Origin of the sequence: Halorubrum sp. SD690R (assembly GCF_005435035.1) — an archaeon.
Taxonomy (GTDB): Archaea; Halobacteriota; Halobacteria; order Halobacteriales; family Haloferacaceae; genus Halorubrum; species Halorubrum ezzemoulense.
The window spans coordinates 1-16,274 of record NZ_SGTV01000030.1 but is presented as its reverse complement, the minus strand read 5'-3'; the positions used below and the strand labels follow the sequence as shown (position 1 = coordinate 16,274).

Annotated in this window: 12 protein-coding genes and 5 pseudogenes; 9 read left to right on the top strand and 8 right to left on the bottom strand. The window is 58.8% G+C overall.

The features are described 5' to 3' along the window. Positions 1–2 precede the first annotated feature (2 nt). The 3 genes from EXE41_RS15095 to EXE41_RS15085 are packed head-to-tail and all read left to right on the top strand — an operon-like array spanning position 3 to position 2,343. A complete protein-coding gene (locus EXE41_RS15095) occupies positions 3–869 on the top strand; it encodes a branched-chain amino acid ABC transporter permease (protein WP_137691428.1) in 867 nt (288 codons plus the stop codon). Further along, on the top strand, positions 866–1,642 hold the full coding sequence (locus tag EXE41_RS15090) for an ABC transporter ATP-binding protein (RefSeq protein WP_137691427.1): 777 nt from the start codon (positions 866–868) through the stop codon (positions 1,640–1,642). The genes EXE41_RS15095 and EXE41_RS15090 overlap by 4 nt, the downstream gene beginning before the upstream one ends. Beyond that, positions 1,639–2,343 carry an ABC transporter ATP-binding protein gene (locus EXE41_RS15085; protein WP_094519354.1) on the top strand — a complete coding sequence of 235 codons (705 nt, stop codon included), beginning with the start codon at positions 1,639–1,641 and terminating at the stop codon, positions 2,341–2,343. The genes EXE41_RS15090 and EXE41_RS15085 overlap by 4 nt, the downstream gene beginning before the upstream one ends. Positions 2,344–2,445: 102 nt before the next feature. Here EXE41_RS15085 and EXE41_RS15080 read toward each other — a convergent pair whose 3' ends face one another. Further along, positions 2,446–2,865: a hypothetical protein gene (locus EXE41_RS15080; RefSeq protein WP_137691426.1), complete on the bottom strand. Its 420-nt coding sequence runs from the start codon at positions 2,863–2,865 to the stop codon at positions 2,446–2,448. A gap of 20 nt (positions 2,866–2,885) precedes the next feature. Then, the gene (locus EXE41_RS15075; protein ID WP_137691425.1) at positions 2,886–3,215 is read right to left on the bottom strand and encodes a hypothetical protein; all 330 of its coding nucleotides are present in this window, start codon (positions 3,213–3,215) and stop codon (positions 2,886–2,888) included. 108 nt (positions 3,216–3,323) lie between these two features. Here EXE41_RS15075 and EXE41_RS19705 point away from each other — a divergent pair. Then, positions 3,324–3,470: pseudogene (locus EXE41_RS19705) on the top strand (ISH3 family transposase); the annotation flags it as partial. 23 nt (positions 3,471–3,493) lie between these two features. On the opposite strand, the pseudogene EXE41_RS15065 reads toward EXE41_RS19705, so the two are convergent. From EXE41_RS15065 to EXE41_RS15050, 4 pseudogenes are all read right to left on the bottom strand, one after another. Next, a pseudogene (locus tag EXE41_RS15065) lies at positions 3,494–4,048 on the bottom strand (IS1595 family transposase); the annotation flags it as partial. Positions 4,049–4,323: 275 nt separating this feature from the next. Then, positions 4,324–4,748, bottom strand: a pseudogene (locus EXE41_RS15060) (IS1595 family transposase); the annotation flags it as partial. Positions 4,749–5,121: 373 nt separating this feature from the next. Beyond that, positions 5,122–5,343: pseudogene (locus EXE41_RS15055) on the bottom strand (IS1595 family transposase); the annotation flags it as partial. Positions 5,344–5,527: 184 nt separating this feature from the next. Beyond that, positions 5,528–5,806: pseudogene (locus tag EXE41_RS15050) on the bottom strand (acetamidase/formamidase family protein); the annotation flags it as partial. Between the two features lie 199 nt (positions 5,807–6,005). Between EXE41_RS15050 and EXE41_RS15045 the strand changes: the two are divergent. The 3 genes from EXE41_RS15045 to EXE41_RS15035 all read left to right on the top strand — a co-directional run bounded on the left by EXE41_RS15045 (position 6,006) and on the right by EXE41_RS15035 (position 9,070). Then, positions 6,006–6,425 (top strand): nuclear transport factor 2 family protein, encoded by a 420-nt coding sequence (locus EXE41_RS15045; protein ID WP_241897926.1) that lies wholly within the window; start codon positions 6,006–6,008, stop codon positions 6,423–6,425. A gap of 351 nt (positions 6,426–6,776) precedes the next feature. Then, positions 6,777–7,313 (top strand): restriction endonuclease, encoded by a 537-nt coding sequence (locus EXE41_RS15040; protein ID WP_241987260.1) that lies wholly within the window; start codon positions 6,777–6,779, stop codon positions 7,311–7,313. 506 nt (positions 7,314–7,819) lie between these two features. Further along, positions 7,820–9,070: a Cdc6/Cdc18 family protein gene (locus tag EXE41_RS15035; protein WP_137691423.1), complete on the top strand. Its 1,251-nt coding sequence runs from the start codon at positions 7,820–7,822 to the stop codon at positions 9,068–9,070. A 67-nt stretch (positions 9,071–9,137) separates the two neighbouring features. Here the strand turns inward: EXE41_RS15035 and EXE41_RS15030 are convergent, their stop codons facing one another. After that, a complete protein-coding gene (locus EXE41_RS15030) occupies positions 9,138–9,491 on the bottom strand; it encodes a MarR family transcriptional regulator (RefSeq protein WP_137691422.1) in 354 nt (117 codons plus the stop codon). Between the two features lie 300 nt (positions 9,492–9,791). Continuing rightward, positions 9,792–10,784: a hypothetical protein gene (locus tag EXE41_RS15025; RefSeq protein ID WP_137691421.1), complete on the bottom strand. Its 993-nt coding sequence runs from the start codon at positions 10,782–10,784 to the stop codon at positions 9,792–9,794. 541 nt (positions 10,785–11,325) lie between these two features. Between EXE41_RS15025 and EXE41_RS15015 the strand changes: the two genes are divergently transcribed. Both EXE41_RS15015 and EXE41_RS15010 read left to right on the top strand, forming a co-directional pair. After that, positions 11,326–14,535: a DUF5817 domain-containing protein gene (locus EXE41_RS15015; protein ID WP_241987259.1), complete on the top strand. Its 3,210-nt coding sequence runs from the start codon at positions 11,326–11,328 to the stop codon at positions 14,533–14,535. A 383-nt stretch (positions 14,536–14,918) separates the two neighbouring features. Further along, positions 14,919–16,142 (top strand): PD-(D/E)XK nuclease family protein, encoded by a 1,224-nt coding sequence (locus EXE41_RS15010; RefSeq protein ID WP_158294420.1) that lies wholly within the window; start codon positions 14,919–14,921, stop codon positions 16,140–16,142. The last annotated feature ends 132 nt before the right edge of the window (positions 16,143–16,274 follow it).

The window sequence follows — 16,274 nt, the reverse complement described above, 5'->3', positions numbered from 1 at the left end:
CGGTGGCGTTCGATCCACAGTTCTTGGTCAACGGCGTCATCGTCGGGAGTACCATCGCGCTTGCCGCGATCGGGCTAACGCTCATCTTTGGCATCCTCGATTTTATCAACTTCGCTCACGGCGAGTATCTCACTCTCGGGGCGTATGCGGCGTTGGTCGCGAACGTCGCGCTTGGCCTCCCGTTCGTCGTCGCCGCTGTCGTGGCGATCCCAATCACGGTGGCGCTCGCGCTCGCCCTCGACCGGGTGGTGTTCTACCCGCTCCGTCGGGAGGGCGCCGGCGCGCTCTCGCTGCTGATCACGAGCTTCGGGCTGAGCATCATCCTGCGCAACGCCGTCGAGATGGTCTGGTCGAGCGACCCGCGACGGTTCGACGTTGGCGGCGCCGAGGCGATGGCCATCGCGGGCGTGCGGATCACGACGGTCCAGATCGCGATCGTCGTCGTCTCGCTCGTGTTGATGATCGCCATCCACCTGCTGTTGACGCGGACGACCCTCGGCGTCACGATGCGGGCGACGGCGTCGAACCGCTCGCTCGCGCTCTCCTCAGGAGTGAACACCGAGCGGATCGTCACCTGGACGTGGGTCATCGGGGCAGGGCTGACCGCCATCGCGGGCGTGCTGATCGGCCTCAACACGGTCGTCCGGCCGTCGATGGGGTTCGGCCTGCTGCTGGTGATGTTTGCCGCCGTGATCCTCGGCGGCATCGGCGACCCCTACGGCGCGATGCTCGGTGGGCTCTCGATCGGCATCGCCCAGGAGGTGAGCGTCGCGTTCATCTCGGCGTCGTACAAGCCGGCGGTCGCGTTCACGATCATGGTGGTGTTGCTGCTGTGGAAGCCTGAAGGGCTCCGTGGGGCTGACACATGAGCGACGACGGGCTGCTAGAGGTACGTGACCTCCACAAGTACTTCGGCGGGGTCACCGCCGTCGACGGGTTCGATATGACCGTTGAGCGGAACTCGATCACGGGGCTGATCGGCCCGAACGGCGCCGGGAAGACGACGGTGTTCCGGACCATCTCCGGGTTCCACGACCCGGACGGCGGCAAGGTCGTCTTCGACGGCGAGGAGATTACCGGCAAGCCGGTGTACGAGATCGTTGAGGCTGGCATCACGCGGACGTTCCAGGAGGCACGGACGTTTCCAGAGATGACCGTCTTCGAGAACCTCCTCGTGGGGAAGACAGGCCACCGCGGCGAGAAGCTGCTGCCCGCGACCGCGGGACCGAAGAAGTACGCGGAGGACGAACGCGCCGCCGTCGAGCACGCCGATCAACTGCTCGGCTACATGGAACTGGCGGAGAAACGCGACCAGCGGGCCGACCAGCTGGCCGTCGGGGAGCGAAAGCTGCTCGAGATCGCGCGGGCGCTGATGACCAACCCCGACCTTATCCTGCTCGACGAGCCGATGGCGGGGCTGCCCAGCGACTTGACGACGGACATCGTCGGCTACATCGAGCGTATCCGCGAGGAGCGCGATCAGACGTTCCTCATCGTCGAACACGACATGGACACTATCATGAACATCTGTGATTCGATCACCGTGATGGAGGCCGGCCAGACCATCGCGTCCGGGACGCCGGAGGAGGTCCGTAACGACGAGCGGGTCGTCGAGGCCTACCTCGGGGAGGAGTCGGCATGAGCGACCCGCTGCTCTCGCTGTCGGCGGTCACCGCGGGCTACGGCGACCTTTACGTGTTGGAGGACGTCTCCCTCCGCGTCGAGGAGGGCAATTTCGTCGCCATCGTCGGCCCGAACGGCGCCGGGAAGTCGACGCTGCTGCGGACCATCGTCGGCGGGACGACGCTCCACGACGGCACGATCCGGTACGGGAACGACGACATCTCCCGGACGCCTCGCCACGAGATCGTCGACGCCGGCGTCGGATACGTTCCCCAGGACGACGCCGTGTTCCCTGACCTCACTGTTCGTGAGAACCTTCGGATGGGCGGCTACACCGGGGACGGCGATGTCGACGCCCGGATTGGGGAGATATACGACCTGTTCCCCCGCTTGGAGGAGCGCCCCGACCAGGCGGCGAAGACGCTGTCAGGCGGGGAGAGCCGGATGCTCGCGATCGGGCGGGCGCTCATGCCCGGCCCAGATCTGCTGTTGATCGACGAGCCCTCGACGGGGCTCGCGCCCCAGATCGTCGACCGGATGTTCGAGCGGATCGATGAGATCCACACGGAGGGGACGACCGTCCTTCTCGTCGAGCAGGACGTCTCCGCCGTCGTCGATAGCTCCGAGCGCGTGTACACGCTCCGGAACGGAGAGATCGGGTTCGAGGGCTCCGTCGAGGAGTTCCAAGCGTCCGACGACGCCGAGAGCCTCGGCTGGTGATCGGTGGAAGGATATCGATCTCGCCCCGATGGCGTCGGCCACACCGGGGGTAGTTCGAAGGGCTGAGCATCGCCGGGGGAGGCGCTGGCTACCCGTCGACGATCAACTCTGCGACGTCGGTCGCCGTCTCGTTACTGGCCTCGCCGTACAGCGTGTACGGCTGGTCGGTTTCCCAGTGCAGCAGCGTGAACGCCTCGTAGCTGGTGAGATAGCCCGCCAATCGCCGACGGCGACTTCCTCGTAGGTGTCGAGTTCGTCGTAGTTCTGCTCGCCGATCGACTCGGCCTGCGTGTTGACAGTGATTGCCCGGTCGGCGTCATCATAGCGGAGCGTGACCGCGTAGTAGCTCTCGCCGTCGAGGATTGTTCCCTCCTCGAAGCTGAACCCGTTGCCGATCTCGGCGGCCGACACCGACGCGTTCGGGGCGGCGACAAGATTGTCGTAGCTTCCGTAGTCTGTGATCTCGGGGCCGAGGTTCGCCGTCGGATCGGTCGCGTTCGCGGGCACGTCGAGCTCGAACATCTAGTCGGGGATCGCCTCATTCAGCGTGACGTTCTCGAAGCGACCGCAGAGCTGTGGGTGTACTCCTCGGTCCGGATCTCGCTATCGATCCGAGCCTGGAAGTACGTCTCCGCGTCGACGTACACCGTCGTCGACATCTCGATGTCGCTCGGGTACTGCTCTGTCGGGGCCGCGTTCAGCACGTACTTCTCCCGGCCGTCGACGGTCCCGGTGCCGCGGTACTCGTAGCTGAGCAGCGACTCGTTGGCCAGCAGCTCGATCTGGGGGAGGAGCGTTTTCGCCCAGACTTCGTACTCCGAGACGTGGTTCTCCTCGGCGTTGTAGGTGACTGCTGTACTCTCGTTCAGCACCGTCGTGACCGAGTCGCTTCCGTAGCAGTAGACTCGGTACTTCCCAACCGGCGTAATCAGCTGAATTGGATCGCCGAGTTGATGAAGAGAAAGTGTCTGGATCTGAATGTGTTCAAAATCGCCGACCTAGACATGTCTCTTTCGGCGTCGGACGTGAAAGACGTAGCGGAAGAAGTCATTACTCCCCTCCCGTTGCCGGGTGTCGAGGGGGGCCCCCTCGACCCCGGCGACATCTGGCTCGTCGTCATCCTAGCCCGCTCTTCGGTAGACTGGCGGAACTAGCGGAATACATTGACAGCGATACAGTCCACGAGACTGTGGATCGGTGCCCCAGTAAGGTTCAGTGACCGGAGGAAGCCGTAGGTCCGAGCGGCCTGCTCCAAGCCCTGCTTGGACAGGCCGCGGAACTTCGCCAACCACGGTTGGAGCAGTGACCAGAGACACTCTACCTGGTTCGTGTGGACGCCTTCGTCCGAGACGTACCTCTCGTCGTGGACAACGTATTGATGATCGTGCTCCATGCCTCGGTAAGCTGGCAGTCCATCGGTCCAGACCTCTCCCAGCGGCTGGGAGAGGTCGTCTGCTTCCTCGATAACTGGCCCAAGGTCATTTTCATAGCCGCTTCCTTCCTGAGCTGAGACCACGCGAAGCACGTCGCGGCACGCCGCGACGAGCGTCAGTTCGTCACCCTGATTCCCTCTCCAGCGGGTACGTCCACCCTCGGGCGACCCGCCGCGGTTGAGCCCCTCCCGCGGCGGATCTTGGCCTTTGAAGCCCGAACACACCTGCTGTGTTTCATCGACCTGTGTTGGCCCATCGACTGTCTGGGAGATTAATGAGTTAGATCAGCTCTGTAAGCGAGCGCAGAGATCTAGCGATAGACAGCTTCTACCCTCACTTTACAGATAGTGTGAAACCATCCAACCGTCGTTTATATACTCATCACGAAAACCGTCTTTCTCAGGTGTGTAACCGATGAATTCGGACCCCACCAAATTAATCGAGTGAAACTACGATGAATATGAAAACACGATTAGATTGCCGTACACTTGGTGTACGGATCTCTTAGAGCTTCAATCCTCTTTTGCCGATTAGCTTTCAAACCTTTTCTCAGTCATTACGCTCCCAGACAGTCGGAAATCCCCGACAGAACGCGGTTTCAAACTCTCTGAGCTGGTCGTGAAGCGTCGTGTAACACGGTGAGAGGAGTTCAGCGATTTGGGTAATGCTGAGGAGTGTGTCAGCGTAGAGGATGAAGGCGATGAGGAACTCACCTGGGGTGAGTTCCGAATCGTAGAAGGGTGTCCCTCGCGTGTACGTGGTTTTCCAGTCACAGCGGCCACACCAGATACGGTCAGAGCCGTTGAGAGCGTGGAGGTTGTCTGCGCCGCAGTGTGGACAGGAGCGTTCTTCCCAGATCGTCTTGAGACGCCGCTCGACGATGGCGTCGAGCGGCTCGGCCCGAAATTCTATTACCCCAAGTTCCGCAAGTTCCGATAGCCTCTGGCCGAAGGCAGGACGGTCTTCATGCATACCCGCTTTTGCCGGGCCAGAGGCACTAATGCTCCTGGCTCCGCCAGTCGACTGAAGAGCGTCCTAGCCTGTACTAACCAGAACTCGATTTGGGACACCTGCAACGATACCGACGGAACACCGTGTGATGACACCGTCTTAACCTGGCTACCATTCGTCTTTAGCTAAGACTGATAGTGATATTCAAATCTCAGAATATAACTAAGGGTGTTGGGAAGGACAATTCCAGCCGGTGAGACGCTGTTCATCGTGAAACCAGGCGATTAGAAACGCTAAGATTGGTGTTTTCAGTGTTTTGTCGAGGTGTACGAGCGAAATTCGACCGCAGATCACGGCTAGATAGTATTATTGTGAGTATTAGCTAAAGACGGATGGTGTAGGTGGTTTTCCAGTCACAGTGGCCACACCAGATATGGTCGGAGCCGTTGAGGGCGTGGAGACTATCTGCGCCACAGTTTGGACAGGAGTTCTCTGCCTACACCGTCTTGAGACGCCGCTCGACGATGTTGTCGAGCGGCTCGGGCCGGAATTCTATTACGCCCAGCTCCGCAAGTTCCGTTAGCCACTGGCCGAAGGCAGGACGGTTCTCACACATACCCGTTTTGCCAGACCAGAGGCACTAATACTCCAGGTTCCGCCAGTCTACTGAAGAGCGGTCGTCGTACACGCCCGAAGCGCGGCTTCGTCCACGCGGTAGCCGCGTTCCCCGCGCGAGTAGGTTCCGACTGCTGTGAGCACCTTGCGACCGTTCTGCTTCCACCACGTTTCTGCGTTCTGTCCATCGACCGCGTGCTCGTCGCCATGCTTGTCACCTCCACGTCGCGGATGTGGATCGCGACGGTGTCGCCGACCTCCGCGCCCTCGGCGCGGATCAGCCGCGTCACCTCGTGGCCGCCCCGAAACGACGGCGTGATCATCGGTTCCCAACAGCCCAGCGGCGTGTACGTCGTCACCGTGCCGCCGTCGGCAACTGTCCCGGCCCAATCCTGGTCGGGGCCGACGAGCCCGAGGGTGTACTAATTGACGTACAGCTCGTCCGTGATCTCCTGTTGTGACATACCGTGCGACGGTACAGCACGCTCTCGCATGACCGTAGCGCCCGCGACGGATTCGCTCTCGCCCCGCGGACCGAACTCGGGGGGGGAGCGAAAAAAACGGCGCGACCCGCGGGTCGAACGAGCCGACGAAGGCCCCCGTCCCAGACCGCCGCCGCCCGGCGGGACAACGCATATGACTCGCGGGCCCGTCCAGACGCCCGTGACCAACACGACATCTGACTCCGACGCGACGCCCGACACCGCATCGGCCGACGTAACACCCGACCCCGAGCGGCTCCGCGAGACGGTGCGCCGCTACTACGAGCGCGTCGATGCCGACGACTACGACGGCCTGCTCTCGCTTTTCGCCGACGACGTCGTCTACGACCGGCCGGGGCAGGACCCGATCGAAGGGAAAGACGACTTAGAGCGGTTCTACCGCGAGGACAGACCGCTGTCCGGCGGCGAACACGAGGTGCTCGCGATCGCGGTCGACGGTGACACGGCGGCGGTCCGCGGGACGTTCGGCGGGCGACAGGGCGGTGAGCTGGTCGCGTTCGGCTTCGCTGACTTTCACACGGTCGACGCCGACGGGCTGATTGCCCACCGCGTGACCTACACCGACCGCGACACGGTGTGACGCGTCCCGACCGACAGGCGGGGGGCTGATCCGACCGACCGGCGGGGATCCGGTCCGGCCTGCTTGCGAGGGGCGAACACCGTGCCGCGACGCTCGGAGAGATATTTACCTGCCCGTCTGAGACGTAGCGTATACAGACTCACATCGTCCCCGTCGGGTTCGATTACGACCGGATGATCGCCCCGCTCATCCGGGACCAGTTCGACATCTTCCACGGACGCGAGTTCATTACGATCCGAGCCTATCATAGAAAGTCTCACGTGCGAAGCAGCAGGGTTTGGAGACTATGTCTACAACCTCCAAAGCCCTGCAAAACGAAGCTTCGGTCAATGAGTTCTTGAGACGACCGAGTTGACAACTATCGCCGTCGACGACCTCGTCGAGTTCCTCGATCGCCGAGACGAGTGTGCCGTCCCACCCGAGGAGATACTGGCGCTCTTGACACGCTCGGGAGCCTTCCAGGACGACAGACTCGACCTCCTCGATGAGTACATCCAGGACCGGATTGATGCTGGAGAGACTCTTCTTGCGGTCATCCGAGCTCTCAATCGTGCCGACGGTCCCGTGGAGACGGCGGAGGATGTCCGGTGGATCGTCGTGGGCATGGAGGATTCGGACGATATCCCAACCACCGAAGAGGTTCGAGCCGCCCTCCAACTGCTCGCACATCCAAGCGTAGGGGCCGTTGAGCAGGCCGAAGAAGGGTGCCGAGTGACGACTGACTACGAGAACGGGATCCAATTGGTTCGATCCCTCGGAGATGTCGTCCAACCACCGGGGAGGGAGGAGGAGATCACCGGCCTCTGCGATGGCACCTCGCTTGTCTCTGTCCTCACCCTCCGGCGCTTCGAGTGTTTCGAGCTGTACGCCGACAGCGATCGACGCTGAAATCCCAGCTGATCTCACACACACACACCACGTCTTCAAGTGTCTCCGATGACCAGACAGCCGTTCTAATTGTCGACCTTACACACCACCCGTTCAAGTGTTCAAATATAACCACCAACGCGATTGCGTACAATCTGCTGTCGGTTCTGTCCAGGCCAGTTCGCCGTCAGAACAGTGCGTCCAACAAACGAGACACCAGTCGGGACCACTCACACTCCACTATTTCAAGTGTTCAAGTAGACAGTGGCGAGTGTTACGTACGATTTCAGCTGATCGAGTATCTATTACGTCCTCTCTTATTCTACTACACTCACAAAAAACAGTTTGCGGATGTGGTACGCAGACATTTGTCATAAATGTTAGCGTCGCACAGGGTCTCGAATATCCATCCGAAACCGACCCCCTACTTGTTCCACCTGGAACACTCGAAACGGTGGAGTGTCTGTGTAGGTCAGTCGAAACAGTTGAAGCCCCGGTTTTATATGGTATCTGTGTATGAAACCGATATGGACAATCTCGGTCACCTCACGCCCGAGGATGAAATCTTCCTCGATGAAGACGTGCTCCGGGACGATTACGATCCGTCCCGCGTCCTCGAACGCGATGAGGTGTTGAATCGCTACCTCCAGATGTTCTCCGAAGTGATTCGTGGAAAGCGACCGCGTAACGTGTTCGTCTACGGACCGACCGGTGTCGGGAAGACTGTTGGCACCCATCTCGTGCTCGATCGTGTTCGCGAGGACGCCGATGGCGTCGACGATGTCGACGTGACGGCCGTCCAAATGGAATGTCGTGACCTCAATACGAGCTATCAGGTCGCTGTGAATCTCGTGAACGTCCTCCGGGAGTCGACGCCCCGATCGAGTATCTCGACGACAGGCTACCCCGAGGGGGACGTGTACGACATGCTGTTCGACGAGTTACGCAAGGCTGACACCACGCACGTTCTAATCGCACTAGACGAAATTGACAATATCGGAACGAGTGATAACGTCCTGTACAAGCTCGGGCGGTGTAACAATCGCAATTCTGCGAAATTTGTCGATCCTGACGATACGAAAGTCGGACTCATCGGAATAACGAACGACTCGACGTTCCGCGACTCGCTGGATCCACGAGTAAAATCGACGCTCTGTGAACACGAGATTCATTTCCCACCGTATGATGCGAACGAACTGCGAACGATCCTCAAAGATCGTGCCGCCGACGCGTTTCATGATGGCGTGCTGACTGACGATGTGGTTCCGATAACAGCCGCGTTCGCCGCGAAGCGCTCTGGATATGCCCGGACAGCACTCGATCTGTTGTATACCGCTGGCGACCTGGCGCGCACCAGCGATGACGATATCGTTACTAAACAGCACGTCCGGCAGGCCGAAGAGGAGATCCAGCAGGGCGCGATTGTGAGCGAAATTGCATCATTATCGCCCCAAGGTAAACTCGTTGCGTACACTCTGCTTGCACTCGATAACGAAGGCGAACTACCCGCGAAGATGGACGCCTTCTACGCGTGGTACGAACACGCTGCACGGCTCGCAGAGACTGATACGGTCACCGCCCGGACGGTCCGCGATCTATTGAATGACCTCGTGATCAACGGCGTCGCGAAGATGGAAGAGATCAACCGCGGCCAGCGCGGTGGTCGCCATTACCGCTACTCGCTTGCGGCACGCCCTGAAATGATCGTTGATGGTCTCACCGAGGATGATACGATAACCGAACTGGATGAACAACGCGGTGGCAAACTCTTCCGGTGAGACGAATTAAGGCCATCGTGGCTCAGTTTTGGTGACTAAGAGCCGTCAGAAGCCCTCGAGAGCCGAGTCACTCTTCCTCGTACGTGAGGTTCATCAGCCATTGGGAGAAGGCGTCTGCCTGCGGATCGATCTCTTCTTCACCGATAAATGGCGAGAGCATATCACCCGCCATCAGCAGTGAAAAGTCACGATCAGATGCTGTTGGTTCGAGATAGTAGGTCCGCTGACCTTCGTACACAGCTTCTTCGCGCTGAATCAGCTCGGCACTCTCAAGCGCTTCGACTATTCGGCTTCCTTTTCGCGAAGAGACATCCAGCTCTTTCCAAAAGTCGCTCTGGTGAATCCCACCCGTCTCACGGACCAGTTCAAGACCCGCACGTTCATCCGCCGAGAGATCGGTTTCACCCTGTGACGCACTCATATTCCAACAGCTAACGTGTCTCCATTATAATCGTTCTTTCTGTCGCTAACACTCGTTATGAGAGTGGCCGTGATTGTTGTGCTAATTCTCCCACTCGGTCCCACAACAGACCCGCAACGGGCGTTTTTCGGATTAACCCACGCAGCGGGGGCGGTCCCTTATGTATTAAACTAGGGTAAAACGCGATCAAATGCTACATAAGGTCGTAGTCCAGCGACAATCAACGGTTCTGGAGCCCTTGCGTCGTGGTTGACCTCAGCCGTAGCCTGTTCGTTCTTTTCGTCACGTTGCCAGACCAACTCACCGGTCGGCATTCGAGCGCGTGTGATACGACTGTCCAGACTTGAATTCGGTCAGTTCCTCGATCCGCGATTCGAGCTCTTCGATTTCGTCGCGAAGCTGGTCGGCGTCGTCAGCATCGCTCGCCGCAAGTTGGTCTTTCAGCCCTTGGAGCCGTGTCTCCTTGCGATCTTCGTCCACCTCGGCTTTCCGAACGTACTCAGTTTCTTCAATCTCGTAGACGTCGCGTTCAGCGACATCAGTCACCTCGAGGGCGTCGTCAACCTTCCCGCGATCAACGCTCACCACCCGATCACGGTCGATCCCGGCTGATTCGAGCGTGTCCAGCACCTCCTCGTCGGCTTTGAGCGAGCGGTTCGTCCGAGCGGTCCGCTGGACCGAGCCGTACGATCCCGAGACCGGTCGGTCGTGATGGAGTCGATCTAAGAGCGTGTCCGCGATCTCCTTGCGGAGGTCGTTGGCGTTCCGTTGAACATCCGAGAGCAATGTATACAGGTCGATGAGTGTCCCTGTCTCCACCCCTTCGAGCGCTGTAACCTCGTGGCGTTCCAGCGCGTCGACGAGCAAGAGCGCGTCCGCGTAGACATCGAGGTCGGGTTCTGTCCGTTCGTCTGGAGTAGGGTCAGAAGACGGCCCCTCGTCCAGTAACAGTGAGGTGGTTGGCGCTTCGGTCTCGATGATCACACCTCGGTCGTCGTTCACCTCGAATCGTGGATGGAGACTCAATACTGTCGGGTATGGATCCGCATCGGGTGGGAGTCGATCAAGATCGAACCCATCGGTAGCGTCGGTGACACGTCGATATAGTGTCTCGAACTGGTCTTTTTGAAGCGGTCGCGACTCACCGCTATCCGAGAATCTGATGATGACACGGTGTTCCTGGACGCCAGTTATCTGAAACCGGTCGTTCGAGAGTGGTGTCCGGAGCGTCGCTCCTTCCGGGAGGTCATCTAACCGCTCAAGGAGATTGTGCCAGCTGACCCGAAACGACATATTCGTAGTGAGACCGTTGGACGCTAAATGCTTGAGGCTACCTACAGAACTCACAGCTGTATCCGAGTGCGTGGATGCTAATTGGATGGATTCGGAGGAGGACTCCCACATGGGACCCATGACAATTGCCAGTTACCCGCTTTAGCGGTGTGTAAACCGCCTGAATGCGGGTACCGCGACAAAATAACAGTAATTGTATGTATGTCTGACGCCCGGCGTGAGTATTAAGACGGAGGCCGGCGCAATATCGCAGTATGCACGGCTAGGCGATGTTTAGAAAGGGGGGAAGTTCCCCTGTTGGCAGCAGGGGCCGCTTTGGAAGGGACAGGCTGGCACCCGTCCGAAGGATCAACTCGTATCCTTCATTTCTTCCGAAGTGGTCTTAATGGTTGCGGTGGTGAGAGTCATCTCCGGCTTTCGCCGATAACCCTCTCTGCTGCCTCTGAAACGGCCGATTATCCGATTTCGGCCGTAGCGTCGAGCACGTGCGCGGAGAGCGCACTATGCAGGACCACCCGGCTCATGGAGGTGTGCCAGCGGCGTGAGTCGCTTCGCTGTCGTTGGCTGTTCCAACTGTAGCCAACACTGGGTCATCGAGGATGCCGTCAGTGGTGGCGCTGCTACCACTCATGAGTGCCCCCGGTGTGGGAGTCAGTATTCAGATGGCCAGTTGCGACGTCGAGCGAGAGCGGACACGTGGGAGGACGCTGTTGAGCAACGGGCGGCGCTTCTCGCGAATACTCGTAACGCCAGCGCTGAGTTCGACGAGGTTGGCCGCTACGCCGATCTTGAAGACGAGTGGGACCGCGACCTCGTCGGCCAACCACTCGGCGTACAAGTGCTTACAGGGGCCTTCTCAGACGATCAGCACCTTGACACTGCGGAGCAAGAGACACCCGACAAATCCGATCACAGCTCTCGTCAGCTTGGAGATCTCCGCTGTGATGAGGACGCAGGTCTCTGGGTGGTCCAGCAGTATCCGGCTGTGTCGTCGGGGACAGTCCGCCTCGAGAAGGAGAGTCGGCCGGGTAAACTCTGGCAGCGTCTTGTTGGGGTCCTCGAAGCCGATATTGCGCTCGCCGTGCGCGAACTCGTCGGTGGTGTCGCTGATGGGGCCGCCTGGCAGACGCTTGAATCGATTATCGACGATCAGCTCGGGACAGTCGACCGAGAGGCGCTTCCAGACGCAGAGAGCCTGAACGGATCGATCGTTGCGTCGACGCTGTTGAGCTTGTGTAAAGACGTCGAGTCCGAGCAGCATCAGCAGGCGCTCGAACTGCTCGAGAGCTTTGGGAGCTCGGAGTTCGGCCCGCTTGGCATCGGGTTCCCTGGTGAGCTTGCGGATGTTCGCCGAGTTGTGAAGCCGTTGCTCGCAGCCGTAGCCCATACGCCGACGCTCACCGTGCGGATCGATGAGTCATTCCGGGAGATCGGCCACGCCGACCAACGCCGGCAGATGGTCCAACTGCTCAGTTGGCTCGGTCATGGTGTGGACGTCCGGATTGTGTTTGAGTCGTCCATCTGGATGCGGCGCTTCGCTTGGAGTTATGATCCGGAGATCGACATCGACGAACTGGATGGGAACGTCCCGGACGTGGCAGCGTTCGATGTGAGTTCACAATGCGATACAGGCCAGCGCGCTCACGGAACTGTCGACGACCACGTTGCGGCTGCGTGTGAGGCGCTTGAGACGGACGGTGAGGTTGTCGCAACCCTCGCCCGTATCGGCGCGGAAGCCGGCCAGACAGCCGGCTACGAGGCGCTCTATGAGGCTGCTCCGTACGATGACCCCGACCAGTCTCGGAACAACGTCGCGTACCACCTACGCCAGCTTCGCGAACACGAACTCGTGACGGATCGTATCGCGACCAGCGACGGGAGCAAAGTCGCAATTCGCCCGGCTGGCGTGCGTTTCCTCGAAGAAATCGGCCGATCTGGAACGCGACAAAAACCCCTTCAGAATTTTGTGAGTCGGACCGGAAAATCTGCCGACAATGTGGAGTCTAGACCCGCGCACACACGTGAGGGGGGGACCGGGTGGAGCCGCGACCGCCTCCCAACACTCCACACCATCCAACCGCTCACTCGCTCCACGTATCAGGCCGCCGTCGCGGCGACCCCCGAGAATGGCGTCGCAACCGTCGATGCGGCGGTCTCCGAGTGGGACGATCGAGCAGCTCCCCGGCGCTACATGGACTGGGACAACAATCGACTCGCTGTGGCCGCCGAAGTCGACAATCCGATGCAGTGGGCAGTCTGTACTGCTCGTTCGTTGGGTGACGGGTTTGTCTGGGACAATCTGCTCACTGCCGAGCGACTCGACGAGAATGGTGACTTCCGCCGGCTGCTCCAAGAGGCACCCAATATCCTCCAGAATAGTGCGTGCCTCGGATGGATCGCTGACGAAGACGAACTTGTCGACGATGTCGATGAGTTTGGCGACCGAATACAAGCTGTTCTCGAGGAGATTTGCGAGATGACGCGGGACATGACTCACGGCGAGTACCGCGAGTACAACTCTCGAACGGCGTTTCGGACGAAGATTCTCACTGAGTCACTCGGCGTGATTGGCGTAATGACCCGGTTACTGGACTTCGCCGGTGTGGACATCCTCCGAATCGGTCGGATGCCCCGGTTCAAGAGCGATTTTGCCGACGAGAAGCTCTCAGTTATCGCGAAGTTCGTTGGAATCAACTCGGCGATCGCGTCGAAATACGGAATGGCGTCGGTGTTTCGGCAACTGTTTGAGGATCGTGAGGAGGTCCTTCGGTGGTCACTAGATGTCGATGTCAACGCCGCAGAGCCGTTCGGCGAACTCATCGGCTCGTGGTGTCTGTTTGCCGATTACGGCGACCGCCAGGACGTGTTCGCTGAGAAGCTTCGATCCAACGTCTCGCCGATGGACATCCGGGATGACGCCCCCGAGATCGGTGTCCGCGTCCCCGTCCAGACATCGACGAGTCGGGCCCAGTATCGGGATCTGCTTGAGGAAGCGCTTGAAGCGAAGAATCTGCTTACAACTCCAGAGGCGGTATCGGTGCTTCACGGACTGTGTCGGTCACCACTCGCAATCGCGAACGGCGTCGCCCGTGCCCTGGAGCCTGAAGCTGAGACGCGACACATCTGCTCTGTCGAGCTCCGGCGCATCATCGCAGCCCTGTCACCAGAGCAGGTCCTCCGGGATGCGTCGTCAACGCCGCGAAAGGCCCTCGTGGCACTCGCCGGCGCTGAAGAATTCCTGACGCAGTCAGCACTCGCCGAGAGAGCCGGCGTGTCGGCTCGCTCGCTTCGTGATCACCTTCCCGATCTCGTCGATGCTGGAATCGTCGCGATGACGGATGCTGGCTACCGGCTCCAGCTGTCGTTTGCGGAGACGGATCGAGATGACGGAGAACTGCCTGAACGGTACCAGGATATCTACCCGCAATGGGTGAGCGATCCAACCGTTAGCAACGACGTCCACGCTGCGGCCGGAGCGTTACGGACAGCTCGAGATCATCATGGCCCGGATGGACCAGTCTCACCAGAGGACGTCGGGTTCGCTGGCGATGTCCTGCTGGAACTCACAGAACCATGGCCGTTACTCGATGAGGTGCTGCCAGCGCTATGGGCAGTGACTACGAGAGCGTGTTATCGAGAGGACGCTGCTGTCGCTGGTGGTGTCCTTGTTGAATGTGAGACTGAGGTAATGGGGAGACGCCCACGCCAGTTGAGCCTCCAAGAAGCAACCAGTCGGGAGCTTGTCGGATGAGTTCTAGAGGAATGAAGGCGTCTGTCACCGGTGATTCGTAGAGACTTGGTACACTGGTATCGCCATCATATTTTTTGACGAGACCATTGGGCCACTAATGCTGTTCCTAGGATGGCATAGAAGAGCTGCCACGACATTTATTCCGTGAATTTACAGCCGGATAAGCCGATAGAACGTGCCTGCGTATTGACCGATGAGAATCCTACTAATTCGAAAGGGTGTAGCCGGACTCGCCCCCTTCGGTGAGACCGATGCCCAAGCGTTACTGGATAGAATTCTGGAAAACGAACATCTAGTTATGGAAGTTGGAAGAGCATCTAGATATGGTTTTTGTGGCATCGATGGCACAAACTATTTTGTATCGATAGTCTTACCGCAGTATATTGGTCCAATCAGAAGACGAATCGTTTGAGGCGATACAATCACAATTGAAGCAGTTGAGCGGCTCTGTTCAGCAGATTCCACAGTCGCCGTCGGCTCCTGAGTCGGTATTGTCGATCCTTGGGGAAGCGCGGTCGGAAACGTCGTGGGAAGCATTATTGGAATATTTTCTAGATCCGGCAACGCCGAATGGGATGGAGACTGACGTGTTAGAGGCGTTTTTCGACGCAATTTCAAAGACTACGCAAAGCAAAGTATCGCCGCGGAGCCATCACCTTTCGGCAGTTGAGATTGAGTCGCAAATCTCCGTTGATGATGGTGTTCCTGATCTCCTGCTGTGGGTGCCTGGTGACTGGTTCTGTTGCGTCGAACTCAAATCGCACTCGGGTGAGTCTGACGAGCAGACACTGCGGTACGCGGCGTCTGAGTCGATTGGGTCGCTCACGGTGAGTGATTTCGAACCTGATGATCGGCATTACATCTACCTTACACCGTCAACGACACCGCTGCCGGCGAGTGATGAGTTTGTACCTTTGGACTGGGAGGCAGTTGTCGATGAGGTCCGGACAGTATTGAACGGAAACCGCGGTCGATATCCGGTAAAAAGCAGTGCACAGTTAGCGGACTTTCTCGATACGATCGAAGATGAACTCAACATGACGGAACAAGAACGGTATCAGCGTGAGAAGGCGCAGCTTGTGATCGATCACAATGAGGCACTTAACGAGGTTCAGACCGCGTTTGAGGATGTCATCAAAGCAGAACTGGCTGCGTGGGAAGATGACTTCGCCGACGTGAGTAGTCCGCGGTGGAACACATACATGGCCGGGCAAAAATATGCCCGGGCGTACCGTGACGAGTGGGTGCTACAAACCGAGGAATCGAGTGAAGAACAGACACCGCTAGTGGTATATGAACTACAAATCGACAAAGATAATCTCCGGACCGGCTCTCCGGAAATAATATTAAAGCGGACCAGCGGTGTGAATCAGGATAGTGTCTACGATGCCCTTTATGAGGACTCTATTCAGAATGAACTACAGTCGCTTGTACCGCGTCACAACGTGCGGATCCTTGGACGGTCAGAGAGCACTAATACCCTAGAGTTGAACGTGGATATCGAACTTGCTGCTGGCGAAACTGTCGGAGGGCAGTTCGCCACTCGCATCAAGGCGCTTGAACCGATCAATCAACTCATTGATCGGTTAGTTGCGGATTTTGAGTGAACCTTATACTGTCAGCTAAATATTCTTTAGGTTAGAGTGTGATTAGCAAGTATGTCCACGCTTGACGCCGCCACTCTTGACGACCTCCGCGACGCTCTCGCGGAGGTCGAAGATAAAAAGCCGACACAGCGG

What these genes read in the sequence shown, in the direction of transcription:
- EXE41_RS15090 (WP_137691427.1), top strand. Translation starts at nt 866, where the DNA reads ATGAGCGACGACGGGCTGCTAGAGGTACGTGACCTCCACAAGTACTTC.
- EXE41_RS15085 (WP_094519354.1), top strand. Translation starts at nt 1,639, where the DNA reads ATGAGCGACCCGCTGCTCTCGCTGTCGGCGGTCACCGCGGGCTACGGC.
- EXE41_RS15080 (WP_137691426.1), bottom strand. Translation starts at nt 2,865, where the DNA reads ATGTTCGAGCTCGACGTGCCCGCGAACGCGACCGATCCGACGGCGAAC.
- EXE41_RS15035 (WP_137691423.1), top strand. Translation starts at nt 7,820, where the DNA reads ATGGACAATCTCGGTCACCTCACGCCCGAGGATGAAATCTTCCTCGAT.
- EXE41_RS15030 (WP_137691422.1), bottom strand. Translation starts at nt 9,491, where the DNA reads ATGAGTGCGTCACAGGGTGAAACCGATCTCTCGGCGGATGAACGTGCG.
- EXE41_RS15025 (WP_137691421.1), bottom strand. Translation starts at nt 10,784, where the DNA reads ATGTCGTTTCGGGTCAGCTGGCACAATCTCCTTGAGCGGTTAGATGAC.